Below are 15,507 nucleotides of genomic sequence, written 5' to 3' on the forward strand. Positions count from 1 at the left end.
TTTTATTTAAGTTTATGGGATTATTTACCTGAAGAAGGCCATAGTCCTGCGTACTGAGAAGTACCGTAATCAATGGTTTCAGCACTTACTACGAAGCTGATCAGCATACTGTTGCTGTCTACTGCATCGAAATCTACTTCGTGCTGGATTACGTATCCGTTCTCCCATTTCAAAGTGATCAGTGTTCCTTCTTCGTGAGATTTGTTGAAAGTGATCTCTCCTACTGTCGGCTTGTATTTACCGTTTAGTAAGCTTTCAAGGATGTCTGACTTTTCAGTAGCTTCTACTGTCACCTTGATTAATGCATTGGAAGGATCTGATGCTACACGTCCTGAAACGTCTGTAGATCTTGATACACTGTAGTTCATTTTTAACAGTTTCTGCCCTTCACCGTTGTTGAATTTTAAGATTCCTCTTGAATTTCTTTCTGCCATGATTGTAAATTTTAATCGTTAGTAATAAATTGTAATTCAATAATTATATAACAAAGATAGCCTCCTTGGGTTTGATAAAAAAGCAATTGAAGGGAAATCTGAAAAAGTGTCGTAATTGTACGATTTGATGTCGTAGTTCTACGATTTATTGTCGTAATTCTACGACATTAGATTTAAAAACAGAAGATAAATACCTTATAACAAATATAGTAAGGGCATAAACAGAAATTTATTATTACACCTTAAAGAGATATATTACTTTAATATGATTTTAAAAATTCTGATCCTGCTAAATAAAAAACAGAACAGCGTCTCTTGTCCGCTGTTCTGTACCAATTTTATTTTTACTAAGATGATGAATAGGCTTATTTACCTGCTGAAGGCCATAGCCCTGCGTACTGGGAAGTACCGTAGTCGATGGTTTCAGCACTTACCACGAAGCTGATCAGCATACTGTTGCTGTCAATAGCATCGAAATCTACTTCGTGCTGGATTACGTATCCGTTCTCCCATTTCAAAGTGATCAGTGTTCCTTCTTCGTGAGATTTGTTGAAAGTAATCTCTCCTACTGTCGGCTTGTATTTACCGTTCAGTAAGCTTTCAAGGATGTCTGATTTTTCAGTAGCTTCTACTGTCACCTTGATTAATGCATTAGAAGGATCTGATGCTACACGTCCTGAAACGTCTGTAGATCTTGATACGCTGTAGTTCATTTTTAACAGCTTCTGTCCTTCTCCGTTGTTGAATTTTAAGATTCCTCTTGAATTTCTTTCGGCCATGATTGTAAATTTTAATCGTTAATATTGTTATTCAGTGATTGTGTTAGCAAATATAGAAGCTCTTTACGGCTTAAAAAAAAATTTGAATATAAAACTGAAAAAGTGTAGTAATTCTACGATTTCTTGTCGTAATTCTACGACAATGGATTTACATATTAAATTAATACACTAATTATAAACACGTTACATAAAAAACAGAAAATCTTTGAAATTAAAATATTTCATACGTCAAAGACAAAAAATCGTCCGGAATAATCATGTTATAAACACTGTCATTTTCCTTTAACTCTGTTTAAATCTTCCTGATAAAGATTTTCTCCGTAATTTTTTTTGAAATTCACGGATAGCTTATCTTTAGAACTTAAAGATTCATACTGTCTTATTCTAAGTTTTGCTTCTTCTATTGTGTCTTTTTTATACGGGAACGCTACATTATATTGATCAACCAGCTGTTTTTTAATTCCGAATAATTTTTGATAATAAGGAGAGTCTGGCAGATTACGGTCACTTTTCTGCTTTTCCTTATACTGAATATAATCTGCCATTGGGCAAAGGTCTGTTCCTTTTATTTTAGGCAATCCTCCTTTGGACAGAAAGTATTCTGCCATATCCAGATCATCCCTGGCTGCACTTTCCATAATGTTGCTTCCGTTATAAGAAACATTATTGATGTCAGCGCCATTCTGAAGTAAGTAATCAATCATTTTCTTTTCGGTACTTTCCTCACCTCCAAGGGTCATTGCATCAGATAACGGGGAATTCCCTACAGCTGGGTTAGGACTGGCTTTATATTTGAAAAGTAATTGCAGCATTTCGTAATTATTAAGTGCTACAGCATGATTCAGAGGAGACTCAAAACCTTCATGAGGTATTATAATATTGGGATCAGCTCCCAGCTCTAAAAGCTTTTCCATAGCTTTCAAATCTTCAATAATAGAAGCATACATCAGTAAGGTATACCCTGTGTTCTCCTGTAATTTATTGATATCAATATTTTTTTCCTTAATAATTTCTTCCATGCCTTTCAGATCTCCATCAAACATTTTCTGGGCAGCTGATAAACCGTCTCCTGTAAACATTCTTGAAGGAGGATATTGATTTCTATTTTCGTTTTTACGCGACCTAAGATTAAAATCTGAACAGGAAAAAAGTGTCATGATAGAAAGTATTATTAAAATAAATGGTTTCATATTATATATTATTAGCTACAACATCAGTATTTATAGTGGCCAGCATCGCCTGAAACGCATCGTTGTATGCGCTATGTCCGCTTCCAATGGTTTTTAGGCCAAGCCCTTCATTATCCTCAATGTACCCGAAGATTTCATTCTGTTCTCCCAGCGCTCTCGGAACACCTCCTGTAAGACCTCCGAAAATTGCAATTTTGTTGAGCCCCGGAATTCTGGATAAAGCCAATGTAGAGAGCAGACCTTCCCTGTTATTTTGCAGCCCGTTAAGAATATCATTACTTGTACTGTAATTGATAATTCCGGAAGTTGATTTTACGGCTCCTTTTTTATCGAGATAATCGAGTGTATTGCCATGTACTCCTCTTGCATTGAAGGTATATCCCGGAAGTCCTGTGTAATAGGAAGCCATGGCACTGTTTCCTCCTCCTAATGAGTGTCCGGTAAATTTCACTTTTCCTCCGGTCGCATTATCCATTTTTTCCGCAAGCATTCTCGTTTTTTCTATCTGAGGCGTTGCGAAACCAAGAGCCTGTCCTCCATCTTCGATGAACCAGTCATGATAAAACTGCATTCCTTTAGGTTCTGAGCCTCTGAATGCCACAAAATAATCTCCTGTTTCTTTATTATAATATAAAGAGGAAAAGAAGCCGTTATCTTTATTGGTATTGAAATCTTTGCTGGTTAACACGCCCGGACCGAACAGCTTATCCAGCTCAGCCTGATCATCTGTATTGATTCGTGTGTACCCATCAATACTGGTATTCTTCCCGTTATCTTCGTAAGAATCCTGGGCCATTCTACTGGCAATAGAGGCTTCCTGCAGCTGGGCAACAGGTAAATGAAAGGTGATTTTACCTCCTATGAAACAGTGTAGACTGGAATTTTGCAACAGAGGTTTTTTATTTTCAATTTTTACTTTTGGATGGGTATTTTGCCAGTCGCTTCCCTTGCATAGAAATGAACAGATATTGAGGCAGTCATCTATAAGGGCACTTCCTGCCCAGGCGGCTGCCGCTAAAACAAAAAGCCCACCGGAGAAAGCTGCCGCTACTGCTACCCCTGCTAATGCTCCTGCCATCATCATTTCAGGACAGATAAAATTGTCTTTAAAACGGTCCTTTTCCGTGGCCATCAGCTTAGCTCCTTTTTTCAATTTTACGGAAGACTGGGAACTGACTCCAATTCCTATAAGTCTTCGGCCTTTACTACAAGTAAGCGGAGTATCCTGTGCGATATATAATTGACTCATAGTGATCGTATTAATTGTTATTTTTCACTTAATCTTATGTGGTACCTGCATACATAGATCATCTTTTCATTCAGTTCTTCTTTCACATGAAATATAACCTCTGATAGTACAGAATCTTCATTATAAATATACTCTCCCTCGATGGCATACTTATATTCCAGAGCATTTCCGAGCGTTCTCTGATATTTATCTTTATAAATACTTTCAAAGCGGGACTGATTTCCTTTACTTTTTCCATCCAGTTTCACAGTGAAGCCTCCTTCTTTGTTTTTTAAAATTTTATACGAGGAACTATAATCAAGTTCTTCTCCCGGAAAAAGGGTTGACAAAGCTGTTCTTACAGGAATTTCATCTGTAAAACTTCCCCCGCTGAATGCCGGTAAAGGATAAAACATGATCTGATACAAAAAGTTTTGTCTGATATTACGATCTATATTGTTAAATTCTTTATCATAGATCTGAATAAATACCTTATAACTTTCTTTTACCAGCTCAAAAAAATGCAGATCCTTCTTTATCTCTTCCCACCTGCTTACAATTTCACCTTTATTGGTTACTTCGTGGATACTTTTATCCGTATTTAAAGATAATTCAACAACCTCAGTCGCTTTATTTATTTTTTCAAGAATTTCATAAAATGGCTGCATCTGCCCGTCTGCCTGAATATATCGCTGGGTAGAAGACTGTATGGTAATATGATTATATTCTCCCGGTATTACTACCCAGTCTTCTTCTATTTCCGTCTGGTTGGCTTTTCCTGTCCCTAAAGTAAGATAGGATTTTATATTGATATTATATTCTCTTTTTTTGTACCAGGCATATTTGAATCCTGCCAGCTGGTCATTTTTTTCAACTTTATTCGGTTCCAAAGTCATGTTTTAATACGTTTTAGAATATATTCGCGGCATCAGTTGATATCAACATTACTTCCGGTAATAAATATATCTCCTGTAGCATTCATTGAAGTGACTGCTTTACTGTGAATACTCAGGTTATCCTGTGTTACCAGTAATGCATTTTTTAATGAATTCAAATCCAGCATTCCTTCTTTTGCAGATATAGTAATCCCTTCTTTAGTGATTGTGATACTGTTTTCACCAACTCTTAATTCAATTTTTGTTTTTCCTTCCAGAGCAATATTTCCGGCTGCGTCCATTGTCAGGACTGAATTGGCTGCCCCGCCTTCTTTTCCTCCGACATTAATAGAATTTGTACTGCCGGCATTTACCGTATTATTATTTCCTACGTTAACCGTTTTATTGTTATTGGCATTCGTCTGGGCATTTCCAGCCCCGTCAAACTTCATGTTGGCCCCGCCCTGATCCGTCAGAAATACAGAGCCTTCACCATCATTTAATTCTAATTTATTTCCACTTCTGCTGCTCAGGCTTTTGATATTGTTACCGGCTCCGCCACCGCCACCTATTCCCCCATGGAACATTCCTCCCATCACAAACGGACGGTCCGGGTGCTGATGTACAAAATTGACAATAACCTGGTCTCCCACTTCCGGAACAGCCATAAATCCTCTGTTCTTATTTACTTTATCACTGCTTCCTGCATCCGGGGTCATTACGCGGACAAATTCAGTAGTATCAGGTCCGCTTTGCCAATCGAACTGCACACGTACTCTTCCCTGATTTAAAGGATCTGTATTTGAAATCACTTTTCCAAACTGGGCTTCTGCTTTGGGCATCTGAAATTCGGGACGAGGAATAAATCCTGTATCTGCTGCAATTGCTTCAAATTTGCCATCATAATAGCCTCTGGCATCCACTTCATGAGAAACTTCAATAATCATCAGTTTTGTAAAATAAGCGGTTTCATTGCTCTCTGTTTTACGCATTTCGATATCTGCGATACATCCCGGATATAAGAAAGGAACTGTTGTAGTTCCCGAAGTAACGAAAACTTCTGCAGCCTTGCTTCCTGCGGTTCCCTTCTGGGAAGCATTAATATCCATAAAGGAAGATGCTTTAATAGGCGCCACTCTCAAAGAAGGAGTGGTAAAAGTTTTTTCTGATATTTCGTAAGCACGTCTTGCAATATCTGAAGTATGGTTAATTTTCGAACTACCAGCCGTCAGCTTCTCATTTTTACTGCTGTTATAACCATAAAAAGTGGGACTTACATGCTGGGCCTTCATTTTGATGGCTATGTCACTTACACTACTTCCGTAAGTAAGCCTGACAGGTTTCTCCTGTGGCGGCAGCTTTCCGAAGTGCAGAACTTCTCCATCATAATAAAATTGCTCTCCATAAGCTTCTGCCATTCTTGCGAGATAATTATAATGGGTTTCTTCATACTGTGAGCTGTACGATATATTTCCATGCTGGGCATCTACTCTGAAATCAAATTTATGCTGTCCCAGCCCTTCTTTAATTACCTGATCAGCAATACTGTTCAAACTTACAGGCTGACTTCCTCCAAAGCTCTGAATATGAGGGGCTGCATCCAAAAGTACAGTTGGACTGTAACCTTTGATGATAATATTTCCAAGACTTCCTTTCTCCTGGCTGAAACCTACTTCTGTAACCACTCCTACAAAATTACGTTCGGCTCCTTTCTCAATATCTTTATATTTGAAAACAACTGTGATTCTTTTTCCTAAAAATTTCTGAGCTTCTTCCAAATTGTGATTTTCCGGTTTACCCAAAGTATCATGAGCCAGTATCAGACTGAACTCATGGTGTCTGGTAGCACTCTGTACCAGCTTAAAATGCTTGAAATGATTAATGATCTCACCTTCTATGATTACATCAAGCTTGATAACCCGGTTGATTCCTGCTATATAGCTCTGAGAAATTGCTTCTGCATTATGTATTTTTGAAGTAGGCTGTTTGGCCCATACTTTTGTCTCAACAACGGAAGGGTCGTTAGAAACCAGCGTTTGATTCAGAAACTTTCCTGTTTCCTGTGCTGAATTTAAATGCTGTGCCGCTTCTGCTGTCTTTTTTATTTTATTCCCTGCCTCGTTTACCTTTTCATCTGCTTTCGTAACCGCATTTTCCTGCGCAGTTTTTTTGATCGTCTCTGTATCCTGGCTGATAGATTGCTGAGAATTCTTTACTCTAATTTTATCATCTTGAAACATAGTGTTACGTGTTTTTAAGTTAATAAATGTTGAATTGATGCTGTAGGTATCATTACAGGCTTTGTAAATTCCAGATATTGGTTTCTGTAAGGATTATTTATCTGAAACTTATTGTAAAGCAGAAAACAGAACAGCAAACTTTTACAAGGGCTGTTCTGTACCAATTTTATTTTTACTAAGATGATGAATAGGCTTATTTACCTGCTGAAGGCCATAGTCCTGCGTACTGGGAAGTACCGTAATCAATGGTTTCAGCGCTTACTACGAAGCTGATCAGCATACTGTTGCTGTCGATAGCATCGAAGTCTACTTCGTGCTGGATTACGTATCCGTTCTCCCATTTCAAAGTGATCAGTGTTCCTTCTTCGTGAGATTTGTTGAAAGTAATTTCTCCTACGGTTGGCTTGTATTTACCGTTCAGTAAGCTTTCAAGGATGTCTGATTTTTCAGTAGCTTCTACTGTAACTTTGATCAAAGCGTTGGAAGGATCTGATGCTACACGTCCTGAAACGTCTGTAGATCTTGATACGCTGTAGTTCATTTTTAACAGCTTTTGTCCTTCTCCGTTGTTGAATTTTAAGATTCCTCTTGAATTTCTTTCGGCCATGATTGTAAATTTTAATCGTTAATATTTTGTGATTCGGTGATTGTGTTAGCAAATATAGAGGCTCTTTTCCGCTAAACAAAGCATTTGAATGGAAATCTGAAAATTTGTAGTAATTCTACGATTTCTTGTCGTAATTCTACGACATTGGATTTAAAAAACCTACCACAAACCCTATTAACAAAGGATTTAACTCATTAAAAAGAAGTATAAAAAATCAATAATTTTCCACATCATTGAGAAATATTAAGATTTTATTAGTAAAAAATTGGTCTGTTTTTAACAGATTGTACAATAAAAAAAGCAATCAGTTTTGCTGATTGCTTTTTTATATCGTTGATATATTTTACTGCTGAATTTTTCCTCCTTCTTTTAGGGAGCGAACCAATATTTTATTTTTCCTTAGCAGAAAGTCCGGCATCAGATCCATCGGAAGATAGAATGGGCTTTCTCCTTTTTTCTGAAGCTCTTCCATAATTCCGGGATTCCAGGCAAGAATTTTATCCACTTCTACATTCAGTTCAGCGGCGACAATATTAAGGTTGAATCCTGCATTGATCTCCGTTTCTGAAAGCGCTGCAGCAGTCTCTTTCCGGTTTCCCTGAAAGAAAATCTTATTGATTCTTGCAGAGTTATAATTATTCAGTACACTCTGAAGTTCTCCTGTGGCATAGCATGCATTAAGATATTTCTTTACATGATTAATGGTTTCCCCCGGAAGGTATTTATAAAATTCATGGTATTGGGTAGAACCTGCAGCTTCCATCGCTTTGGCAATATTCCCTTCTCCGCAGTTGTAAGCAGCGACTACTGTCACCCAGTTATTGTACTTTTTATAAAGATTACTCAGTGAAATAGCAGCTGTTTTGGTACTTTTATAAATATCGGTACGTCCCTGCTCGGTAAGTCCGTATTGGTTGGCATGTGCTGTCATAAACTGCCAGATCCCTACTGCTCCGGCTCCTGAGGTAATATTTCTGTCAAAATGGGATTCAATCAGGGCCAGGTTTCTCAAATGTTTGGGAAGACCTTTCTGAAGGAGTAACTGTTCAATAAATTCTACAAGATCTTTATTGGCATTAATAATACCCTTATACTTCTTCACACTGCTTTCCGAGGTGTCGGAAGCAGCAAGAAACTGTCCGTTGATCATAATCACGGATCCTAATAATAGAAAACCTGTAAAGATATTTCTGACAATTGTTTTCATTTTAATTTTATTTATAAGCAAAAGGGTAAAAGCTGGCTGCAAATACCCTTTGCTTTATACTTAATCTACTTTCCAGCTTAGTTTTTCTTCGTCTTTATTCCAGTCTACATGAATAGTCTGGCCGGATTTTACTTCTTCTCTCACAATCATTTTAGAGATCGGTCTTGCAAGCTGTGCACGGATGACTCCAGAGATCTGTCTTGCTCCATATTTGCTGCTGAATCCTCCTAATGCAAGATTTTTAACCGCTTCATCAGTAATTTTTAAAGCAATTCCCAATCTTGTTAATGAAGTATGAAGTGACTTCAGCTGAATGTTAAAGATTCTTTCTGCAATAGATTCCGTGATCGGTGCAAAAGGAATGATCTCCGTAATTCTTGCCAGGAACTCAGGTCTGAATCGTCCGGAGTTTGACATAATCTGCATCAGTGAAGATGATTCCGGAATTTTTCCTTCTTCGAACTGTTTTACAATTTCTTCACTTCCGATATTAGAGGTAAACAGGATCAGTGCATTGCTGAAATCTCCTTCCTTACCTAATTTATCATGAACTTTTCCTTCATCCATAATCTGAAGGAATACATCAAAAACGGAATGGTGAGCTTTTTCAATCTCGTCAAATAACACAACGGTATAAGGCTGTTGTCTGATTTTGTTTACCAGCATACCACCCTCTTCGTATCCTACGTATCCCGGAGGCGCTCCGTATAGCAAAGCTGCGGAATGCTCTTCTTTAAATTCTGACATATCAAAGCGTACCATGGCTTTCTCGTCATTGAACAGTAATTCTGCCATTGATTTCGCCAGTTCTGTTTTACCGGTTCCGGTAGGTCCCAGAAGGAAGAAGGATCCGATAGGCTGTCCCGGTTTATTCAATCCGCTTCGGTTTTCAACAATAGCGTCGGAAAGGATTTTCAATGCATGGTCCTGTCCTACGACTCTGTTCAACAGAAGAGATTCCATATTCAGGAGTTTTTCTTTTTCCTGAGCCTGGATTTTTCCGATCGGAATATTGGTTTTGGCGGCCATTACAGCAGCAAGCTCCAGTCTGTCTACTTTTTCTCTTTTTTTGGCGGCATGCTGTAAAAGTTCTGCGTAAGTATCTTCAATAATCTTCTGGATCTGATCTACGGGCATAGAGTTGTCGATGGACGGCTGCTCACTCAGTGATCCCCAGAGAATCGGACTTATTTTGTCTCTCAGCAGGTTGTAAGTCCAGATCAGTTCATCCGCTTTATCTTTGCTGTCGGCATATTCTTCTGTTAAAATCGCATCATAACTTTCTTTCCAGCTTTCAAGTTCTTTTTCGGAAAGTTCATCAAGCATTTTGATGGCTGCCATTGTTCTGTCTAATAAGTCAATAGCGGCATCCGGTAATTTTTTACCTTTGGCATATCTTTTTGCCAGACGTACACATTCGGGAAGGGCAGTTTTTTCCACTTCAATACCATGGTGTTTTTTGTAGCCTTCCAATAGGACATCAATCATTTTGACACAGGTCTTCTCATCCGGTTCAAGAACGGTTAACACTTCAAAACGACGGTTGAAAGCCTGTTCCGGCTCTATAATTTTTCTGTATTCTTCCTGCGTTGTAGCTCCGATTACGGTAATTTCACCTCTCGCAAGTTCAGGCTTAAGGAGATTAGCAACATTTCCAATACTTCCTTTCGGGTCTAAAAGGGTGTGGATTTCATCAATAAAGAGAATGGCTTTTTCAATTTTCTTACATTCATTGATTACTTTTTTCAGGCGGTCTTCAATTTCACCTTTATAAGAAGTTCCCGCCAGTAATGCTCCGGTGTCCAGTTCTAAAAGGGTACCGTTTTTAAGCATTTCAGGAACATTTCCTTTAATAATTTCTGTAGCAAAACCTTCTACCAAAGCTGTTTTTCCTACTCCCGGCTCCCCGATGATGATCACATTCGGTTTGCTTCTTCGGCAAAGGATTTCCACCAGCATTCTGAGTTCTTTGTCCCTGCCGATGATATTTTCGATTTCTCCTTTTCTCGCCTGCGCCGTTCTGTCTACACAATAGCTTTTAATGGAAGGAAAGGAAGAGTCTGAATAATCTGCTGAACCATTTGAAAATAATGATGAAAAATCTCCTTCTTCTGAAACAGTAAACGGAGTATCTTTTCTGTACAGATTGAAGATCTCATGTTCTCTCAACGGAAGTGATTTTAACTGTTGAAGAGAAAATACAACCTGTGGTTTTACAATGGCTGTCAGAATACAGATAGGAGTAATCTCATCCAGTCCAAGCTTTAAACGGATATCATCAGCTTCTTCAATAAGGGTATCTACCGCTTCATCCTGTCCTACTTCATCGGGAAGATGGCTGGTTTTCGGATATTCTTCGATACGAACATCTGCCCATTCATAGAAATAACCCGGATCTTTATCTATACTTTTCAGGAATTCATTAAGGCCGATATCTTTATGCATTAAAGCCTGCAGGATATGCGGGCCTCCATAAGTTCCATTATAGTTTTCCTTCGCTATCGACTGAGCAATATGAAATAGTTGCTTTACTGTTTCGTTGGTTACTAGTACTCCCATTTATAATTTTCTTATATTAATATATTTGCGTTCTGTTTATTATGCAGATTTGATGATTTTGATCTTTATTTTTCATTCATTTTACCAAGACATAAAAAATCGTTCTTTTTGTGATGCTAAAATTAATTATTTTATTCTAAACGATATAAAGATAGTTAATTCTTCAATTAGAGAAGTAACAACGGTGTTTTTTGTTTTAAGACTGATTTTGAAGGTCCATTTTTATGGCAAATTACCCCCCTACTTGAATAGTATGGTTAAGTTTTTATTGAAAATGATAGGATTCACCATTTTCAAGATAAGGTTTGTAAGCTCTTAACCATATTCCAGTTTCCATATATTTTGCAATCCCCGTTTTACTATCAACCCATATTCCACTTGTTGAAGCTTCTGGAACTTTCGGATGAAAATAAGAGGTAAAAACATAATTATTGTCTATTATAAAGAAGCTATAAGATTCAGGTTTCTTATTATTTTTTATAGCAAAAGCTGCTTGAATCTGTTTTGCTTCGTCAGGTTTTATGTTTGCAGTATTAATAAAATCTTCTGCTTCCTTAGTCTCATAAAGAATTACTTTATGATTATCCAAAAATTTTTGCTCTTTACTTTTGCATCCTAACAATGAAAATAAACTACATATTAATGCCATGTAAATTAATTTTTTCATAACTACCTAATTTATAAAAAGAATCTCCATGATAAATACTTATTCTGTATACAGCTTTAGAAGCAGAAAAGATTTCTTTTCTTTCCTCTGGAGTTTCAATACATCTGTCATCATCTTTTTCTTAGAATTCTGTATAGTAATCTTTTCAAATTCATTAGTAATTTTTGGAATCATTGTCTTTTGTAATTCCTGCGATTGAAATTGAGTAAAAAAAACTAACCCAGCTAATATTATTATTTTATTCATAATATTCTTTTTGTACATTGATTGTTTTTCAATAATACAGTGTATATGTTAATGACATTCAAAATGTAATTCCCACTGTTAGTTCATAACTAAAAAATCAATTGTTTATAAATTCTGACTCTCTTCTTGAAATTACTTTACCGGAAATACCATCCAAAATTATATTTTCAACACGATTCGACTTCTTTAACCATTCTATTTCCCAAATAGGTTTTTCATTTTCTATTCTTCTTGAAATTATAGTATGAAAACCTGTACTTTGTAATACTGGACCTTTTGTAATGGGAATAGCTTCTTTTTCACAGAATTTTAAAATATCTTCAAATGTATATTTGTAAGGCTTATCATAATCAATCTCTTTAATCAGCTTTCCATTTTCATCAAAACCATACCAAATTCCTTTTTGAAAAGGAGCTCCCCAAGGAACATTAAACATGATACCTTTATCTTTTATATTTCCACTGGTGTAATAAGATTTAGATATCATAAAATAGGAATCTTTATATGATTCGGTATAATATTTACCAGAGTTTGCCATACTCATTTCAATATAGTTTCCATTGGGCAGAAACTCTCTTACAACATCAGTTTCTTTTTTTGTTGATTTACTAAATTTATCTATATCAAACTTTTCAAATTTGTTACTAATTTTAGGGATCATTGTCTTTTGTAATTCCTGAGATTGAAATTGAGTAAAAAGACCCAACCCAACTAATATTATTATTTTATTCACAATATTTTTTATAGGTTATTGTTTTTTTACATTGGGAAAAATAAAAGTATAACAGTAAAAAAAAACTTTTAATTTCATAATTTAAAAGCTACTTAACTTCATCAAAAAAAAGCTGGTTATACTTTTCTATCGTTTTATCATCTGAAATATTATTAGCTTTATAAAAATCGTTTTTTGGCATCAATGTTTTCATAAATCCATGATGCTTAACCACATCTGATTCTCTTCCGATATAAATAACATTTATACTATTATTTTCTTCATTCAAATAAATATGATTAATATGATCATTTGCATTTCTCATTACATTTTCAAATTTCAATATATTAACTAATGAATCTTTATAAGAAACATAAAGTTCATAGGTAGCACCTGCTTCCGTTTCTGCATTTATGTCATATTCTTTTCCTAAAAACAATAATGTATTTTCAGTTTTTGCTCCTCTATCATCTATCTTTATGATATTAATTTTAGTATTCTTCAATATATCTTCTTTTCCAAATACTTTAAATGTTTGTTCATTCATTTTTGTACAAGCTACAGTAGTTATTAATAATAATTGTAAGAAAACCTTAACGATGGTTGTTGAAAATCCCTTGATGTGTTGATTTAATAAGTTTTCCATTTTTATAGCAATTCATATTGTTAACTTTTAAATATCTTACCATACCAGCCGTTCTTTTTTCATCAAGGCTTCTTGCTAAATTAAATGCTCTAGTAATCTGTTCATAAAAGTATTAGCAATTATGGGTTATAAAAAGGTACTGTATTCTTTTGAAGCTCTTTTCCTGTTTTACCATCCAGAATGACTTCTTCTATTTTGTCGCCAGCAATTTGATGAGAAATCCGCCATACTTTTTTGCCTTCCAAATCTCGTTTTAGTACTCTTGTCTGATAACCTGAATCATGATAGCCTTTTGGGAGATTAATTTTATTTTTTTCGCAGTATGAAATAACATTTTCAGGTTTAAAATCGTAACCTTCATCCGTGTTTTCCTTCTTCACAAGTTTACCAGATTCATCATAGTAAAACCATATGCCTATTTCAGTACCATTATTGAACGTAATTCCTTTTTCCTTAATTTTCCCAGTCGGGTAATATAGGACGGTATGACAAAAAATATCATCTTTCTTGTATACCTGTTTTATAAATCCATATGATTGTTTATCCTCTAAGACAGTAGCATTATTAGACTTTAAAATCAAGGTTCCTCTTACAGAATTTTTTTGAAAATTTTCAATATCAAATTTTTCATACTTATTGTCAACAATTGGTATCATATACTTATCTATTTTTTGAGACTGGCATTGTATAAATATACTCAACCACATTAACATTATTATTTTATTCATAACTATCTATTTTATAGATGAATTGGCTTTTTTCCATTGCCAGTAATATAATGAACATCGCTTATTATCATTTCCTCCATGATGCGAATAGTCCAGTAAATTATCTGTCTTTTTATATTCATAAGTATATAACGCATGAGAAGACGCTTCTTTATTGGAAAATGTATGGGCTAAATTCATAGAATGAAGAAACTCATGGGCTGCAGTCTGATCATTTTTGCTTTTAAATACCACTACATAATCCGCTCCATAATTTGAATAGCCAGAGACATGTCCTCCTCCTGCATTGTAACCATGTTCTGCAAAATAAAAAGCTTTGAAATGCTTAGTATATTTCTTGGGATAGACTTTTTCCAATTGAACTTTCAAATAATCCTGCAATTCTTTTCCACTGCTCTTTTTATCAGAATCTACTTCTCCATTGGTTACAAAATCAACAAAATTTTTGTCTGTCGTTAAATCTAATTCAACAATATCAGAGTCATTAGATAACTTGATATATGCTTGCTCGAGATACTGATTAATCCTATTTTTCTCATCATTTATTGAGGGCTTTTCTTCTTTTTTTGAAGATATAGCGGGAGTTTTTATTTCCACAAATACAACATCTTTTTTCTTTTGTTTAGTATTATCATTTGCCCAGACATTTAGTTTTCCTACAATAGCCTCAATGGTTTTCCCATCTTCAGTTTTAAAAGCTTTTAACTCTATAGTTTGGTTACTTGTAAACTCCTTTATGCATTTGATTGTCACTTCATAATCATTCAAAGATATTTTCTTTTTCCCTTTTATCTCTATTTTATTTGGAGTAAAAGTAAAATAATCAGACTTTGTAAATTCCAAATAATCAGCCTCCTGTTGAATTTCTGCAAAAAAAGTGATCTTAACTTCTTTATCTTTTATAATGGACAACCATGGTATAAAATATTCTTCCGGAATATCTTTTCCAGTATTTTTATCTTTTTTCGTTTTCCATAAAATAGAGAAAGGATTATATTCTTTTTTAAGGTTATTAAACATTGTTTCATCAATCTTAAAATATCCCTTATATTTATTACCATCTTTTACTTTCGTAGTAAATTTAGCATCCTCATACTGATAAGCTATAATATCACTAAACTTTTGATCATTAAAAAGACTGGTATCACCTATTCTCATCCAATCAAACCCAAATTCTCCTTTCCACCCCTTATTAGGTCTGAACTGAACAATAAGTTGAATGGGCTGAGGAGCTAATGGAGGAGATTGTGGCGTATTATGACTCACTCCTTTATCATTACCCTTTTCAGAAATCCATTTCATGGCACGTGAAATAATACTCTCCTGAGAATACATATTATGATTTTCATGAGAGATTTTGTTGTAGGTGCCTTTTACAATTCTCGTTCT

The 15,507-nt window shown here is 35.4% G+C and carries 15 protein-coding genes; all 15 read right to left on the reverse strand.

Features of this window, described 5'->3' with window-relative positions; translation table 11 throughout:
* Positions 1-20 precede the first annotated feature (20 nt).
* Positions 21-434: a type VI secretion system tube protein TssD gene (tssD, locus tag ACLI50_RS16570; RefSeq protein WP_062675327.1), complete on the reverse strand. Its 414-nt coding sequence runs from the start codon at positions 432-434 to the stop codon at positions 21-23.
* A 365-nt stretch (positions 435-799) separates the two neighbouring features.
* Positions 800-1,213, reverse strand: coding sequence for a type VI secretion system tube protein TssD (tssD, locus tag ACLI50_RS16575; protein ID WP_053328223.1), 414 nt, complete (start codon positions 1,211-1,213; stop codon positions 800-802).
* Positions 1,214-1,485: 272 nt separating this feature from the next.
* Positions 1,486-2,403, reverse strand: a complete 918-nt coding sequence (locus ACLI50_RS16580) for an ankyrin repeat domain-containing protein (RefSeq protein ID WP_227943607.1) — start codon at positions 2,401-2,403, stop codon at positions 1,486-1,488.
* Between the two features lies 1 nt (position 2,404).
* Positions 2,405-3,652, reverse strand: a complete 1,248-nt coding sequence (locus tag ACLI50_RS16585) for a Tle-like phospholipase domain-containing protein (RefSeq protein ID WP_411414264.1) — start codon at positions 3,650-3,652, stop codon at positions 2,405-2,407.
* A gap of 17 nt (positions 3,653-3,669) precedes the next feature.
* A complete protein-coding gene (locus tag ACLI50_RS16590; RefSeq protein WP_343643206.1) occupies positions 3,670-4,527 on the reverse strand; it encodes a hypothetical protein in 858 nt (285 codons plus the stop codon).
* A gap of 32 nt (positions 4,528-4,559) precedes the next feature.
* Positions 4,560-6,746, reverse strand: coding sequence for a type VI secretion system Vgr family protein (locus tag ACLI50_RS16595; protein WP_343643207.1), 2,187 nt, complete (start codon positions 6,744-6,746; stop codon positions 4,560-4,562).
* 193 nt (positions 6,747-6,939) lie between these two features.
* Positions 6,940-7,353 (reverse strand): type VI secretion system tube protein TssD, encoded by a 414-nt coding sequence (gene tssD / locus ACLI50_RS16600; protein ID WP_053328223.1) that lies wholly within the window; start codon positions 7,351-7,353, stop codon positions 6,940-6,942.
* Positions 7,354-7,696: 343 nt separating this feature from the next.
* Complete coding sequence (locus tag ACLI50_RS16605) at positions 7,697-8,560, reverse strand: lytic transglycosylase domain-containing protein (protein WP_411414265.1); 864 nt, start codon at positions 8,558-8,560, stop codon at positions 7,697-7,699.
* A 60-nt stretch (positions 8,561-8,620) separates the two neighbouring features.
* On the reverse strand, positions 8,621-11,119 hold the full coding sequence (locus tag ACLI50_RS16610) for an ATP-dependent Clp protease ATP-binding subunit (protein ID WP_202843210.1): 2,499 nt from the start codon (positions 11,117-11,119) through the stop codon (positions 8,621-8,623).
* Between the two features lie 265 nt (positions 11,120-11,384).
* Complete coding sequence (locus tag ACLI50_RS16615) at positions 11,385-11,786, reverse strand: hypothetical protein (protein WP_202843212.1); 402 nt, start codon at positions 11,784-11,786, stop codon at positions 11,385-11,387.
* Between the two features lie 39 nt (positions 11,787-11,825).
* A complete protein-coding gene (locus tag ACLI50_RS16620; RefSeq protein ID WP_411414266.1) occupies positions 11,826-12,032 on the reverse strand; it encodes a hypothetical protein in 207 nt (68 codons plus the stop codon).
* A gap of 97 nt (positions 12,033-12,129) precedes the next feature.
* Positions 12,130-12,765: a PepSY domain-containing protein gene (locus tag ACLI50_RS16625; RefSeq protein WP_202843214.1), complete on the reverse strand. Its 636-nt coding sequence runs from the start codon at positions 12,763-12,765 to the stop codon at positions 12,130-12,132.
* Between the two features lie 88 nt (positions 12,766-12,853).
* Positions 12,854-13,390, reverse strand: coding sequence for a hypothetical protein (locus ACLI50_RS16630; protein ID WP_123278824.1), 537 nt, complete (start codon positions 13,388-13,390; stop codon positions 12,854-12,856).
* Positions 13,391-13,509: 119 nt separating this feature from the next.
* On the reverse strand, positions 13,510-14,118 hold the full coding sequence (locus tag ACLI50_RS16635; protein ID WP_238349696.1) for a toxin-antitoxin system YwqK family antitoxin: 609 nt from the start codon (positions 14,116-14,118) through the stop codon (positions 13,510-13,512).
* A 6-nt stretch (positions 14,119-14,124) separates the two neighbouring features.
* Positions 14,125-15,453 (reverse strand): hypothetical protein, encoded by a 1,329-nt coding sequence (locus ACLI50_RS16640; protein ID WP_238349697.1) that lies wholly within the window; start codon positions 15,451-15,453, stop codon positions 14,125-14,127.
* Positions 15,454-15,507 lie beyond the last annotated feature (54 nt).

Origin of the sequence: Chryseobacterium cupriresistens (assembly GCF_046614675.1) — a bacterium.
GTDB classification, from domain to species: Bacteria; Bacteroidota; Bacteroidia; order Flavobacteriales; family Weeksellaceae; genus Chryseobacterium; species Chryseobacterium cupriresistens.

Excerpts from the sequence above, each read along its gene's own strand:
- ACLI50_RS16620 (WP_411414266.1), bottom strand. The coding sequence starts at position 12,032 with ATGAATAAAATAATAATATTAGCTGGGTTAGTTTTTTTTACTCAATTT.
- ACLI50_RS16585 (WP_411414264.1), bottom strand. The coding sequence starts at position 3,652 with ATGAGTCAATTATATATCGCACAGGATACTCCGCTTACTTGTAGTAAA.
- ACLI50_RS16605 (WP_411414265.1), bottom strand. The coding sequence starts at position 8,560 with ATGAAAACAATTGTCAGAAATATCTTTACAGGTTTTCTATTATTAGGA.
- tssD (WP_053328223.1), bottom strand. The coding sequence starts at position 1,213 with ATGGCCGAAAGAAATTCAAGAGGAATCTTAAAATTCAACAACGGAGAA.
- tssD (WP_062675327.1), bottom strand. The coding sequence starts at position 434 with ATGGCAGAAAGAAATTCAAGAGGAATCTTAAAATTCAACAACGGTGAA.
- tssD (WP_053328223.1), bottom strand. The coding sequence starts at position 7,353 with ATGGCCGAAAGAAATTCAAGAGGAATCTTAAAATTCAACAACGGAGAA.
- ACLI50_RS16595 (WP_343643207.1), bottom strand. The coding sequence starts at position 6,746 with ATGTTTCAAGATGATAAAATTAGAGTAAAGAATTCTCAGCAATCTATC.
- ACLI50_RS16610 (WP_202843210.1), bottom strand. The coding sequence starts at position 11,119 with ATGGGAGTACTAGTAACCAACGAAACAGTAAAGCAACTATTTCATATT.
- ACLI50_RS16640 (WP_238349697.1), bottom strand. The coding sequence starts at position 15,453 with ATGTATTCTCAGGAGAGTATTATTTCACGTGCCATGAAATGGATTTCT.
- ACLI50_RS16580 (WP_227943607.1), bottom strand. The coding sequence starts at position 2,403 with ATGAAACCATTTATTTTAATAATACTTTCTATCATGACACTTTTTTCC.
- ACLI50_RS16635 (WP_238349696.1), bottom strand. The coding sequence starts at position 14,118 with ATGAATAAAATAATAATGTTAATGTGGTTGAGTATATTTATACAATGC.
- ACLI50_RS16590 (WP_343643206.1), bottom strand. The coding sequence starts at position 4,527 with ATGACTTTGGAACCGAATAAAGTTGAAAAAAATGACCAGCTGGCAGGA.
- ACLI50_RS16630 (WP_123278824.1), bottom strand. The coding sequence starts at position 13,390 with ATGGAAAACTTATTAAATCAACACATCAAGGGATTTTCAACAACCATC.
- ACLI50_RS16615 (WP_202843212.1), bottom strand. The coding sequence starts at position 11,786 with ATGAAAAAATTAATTTACATGGCATTAATATGTAGTTTATTTTCATTG.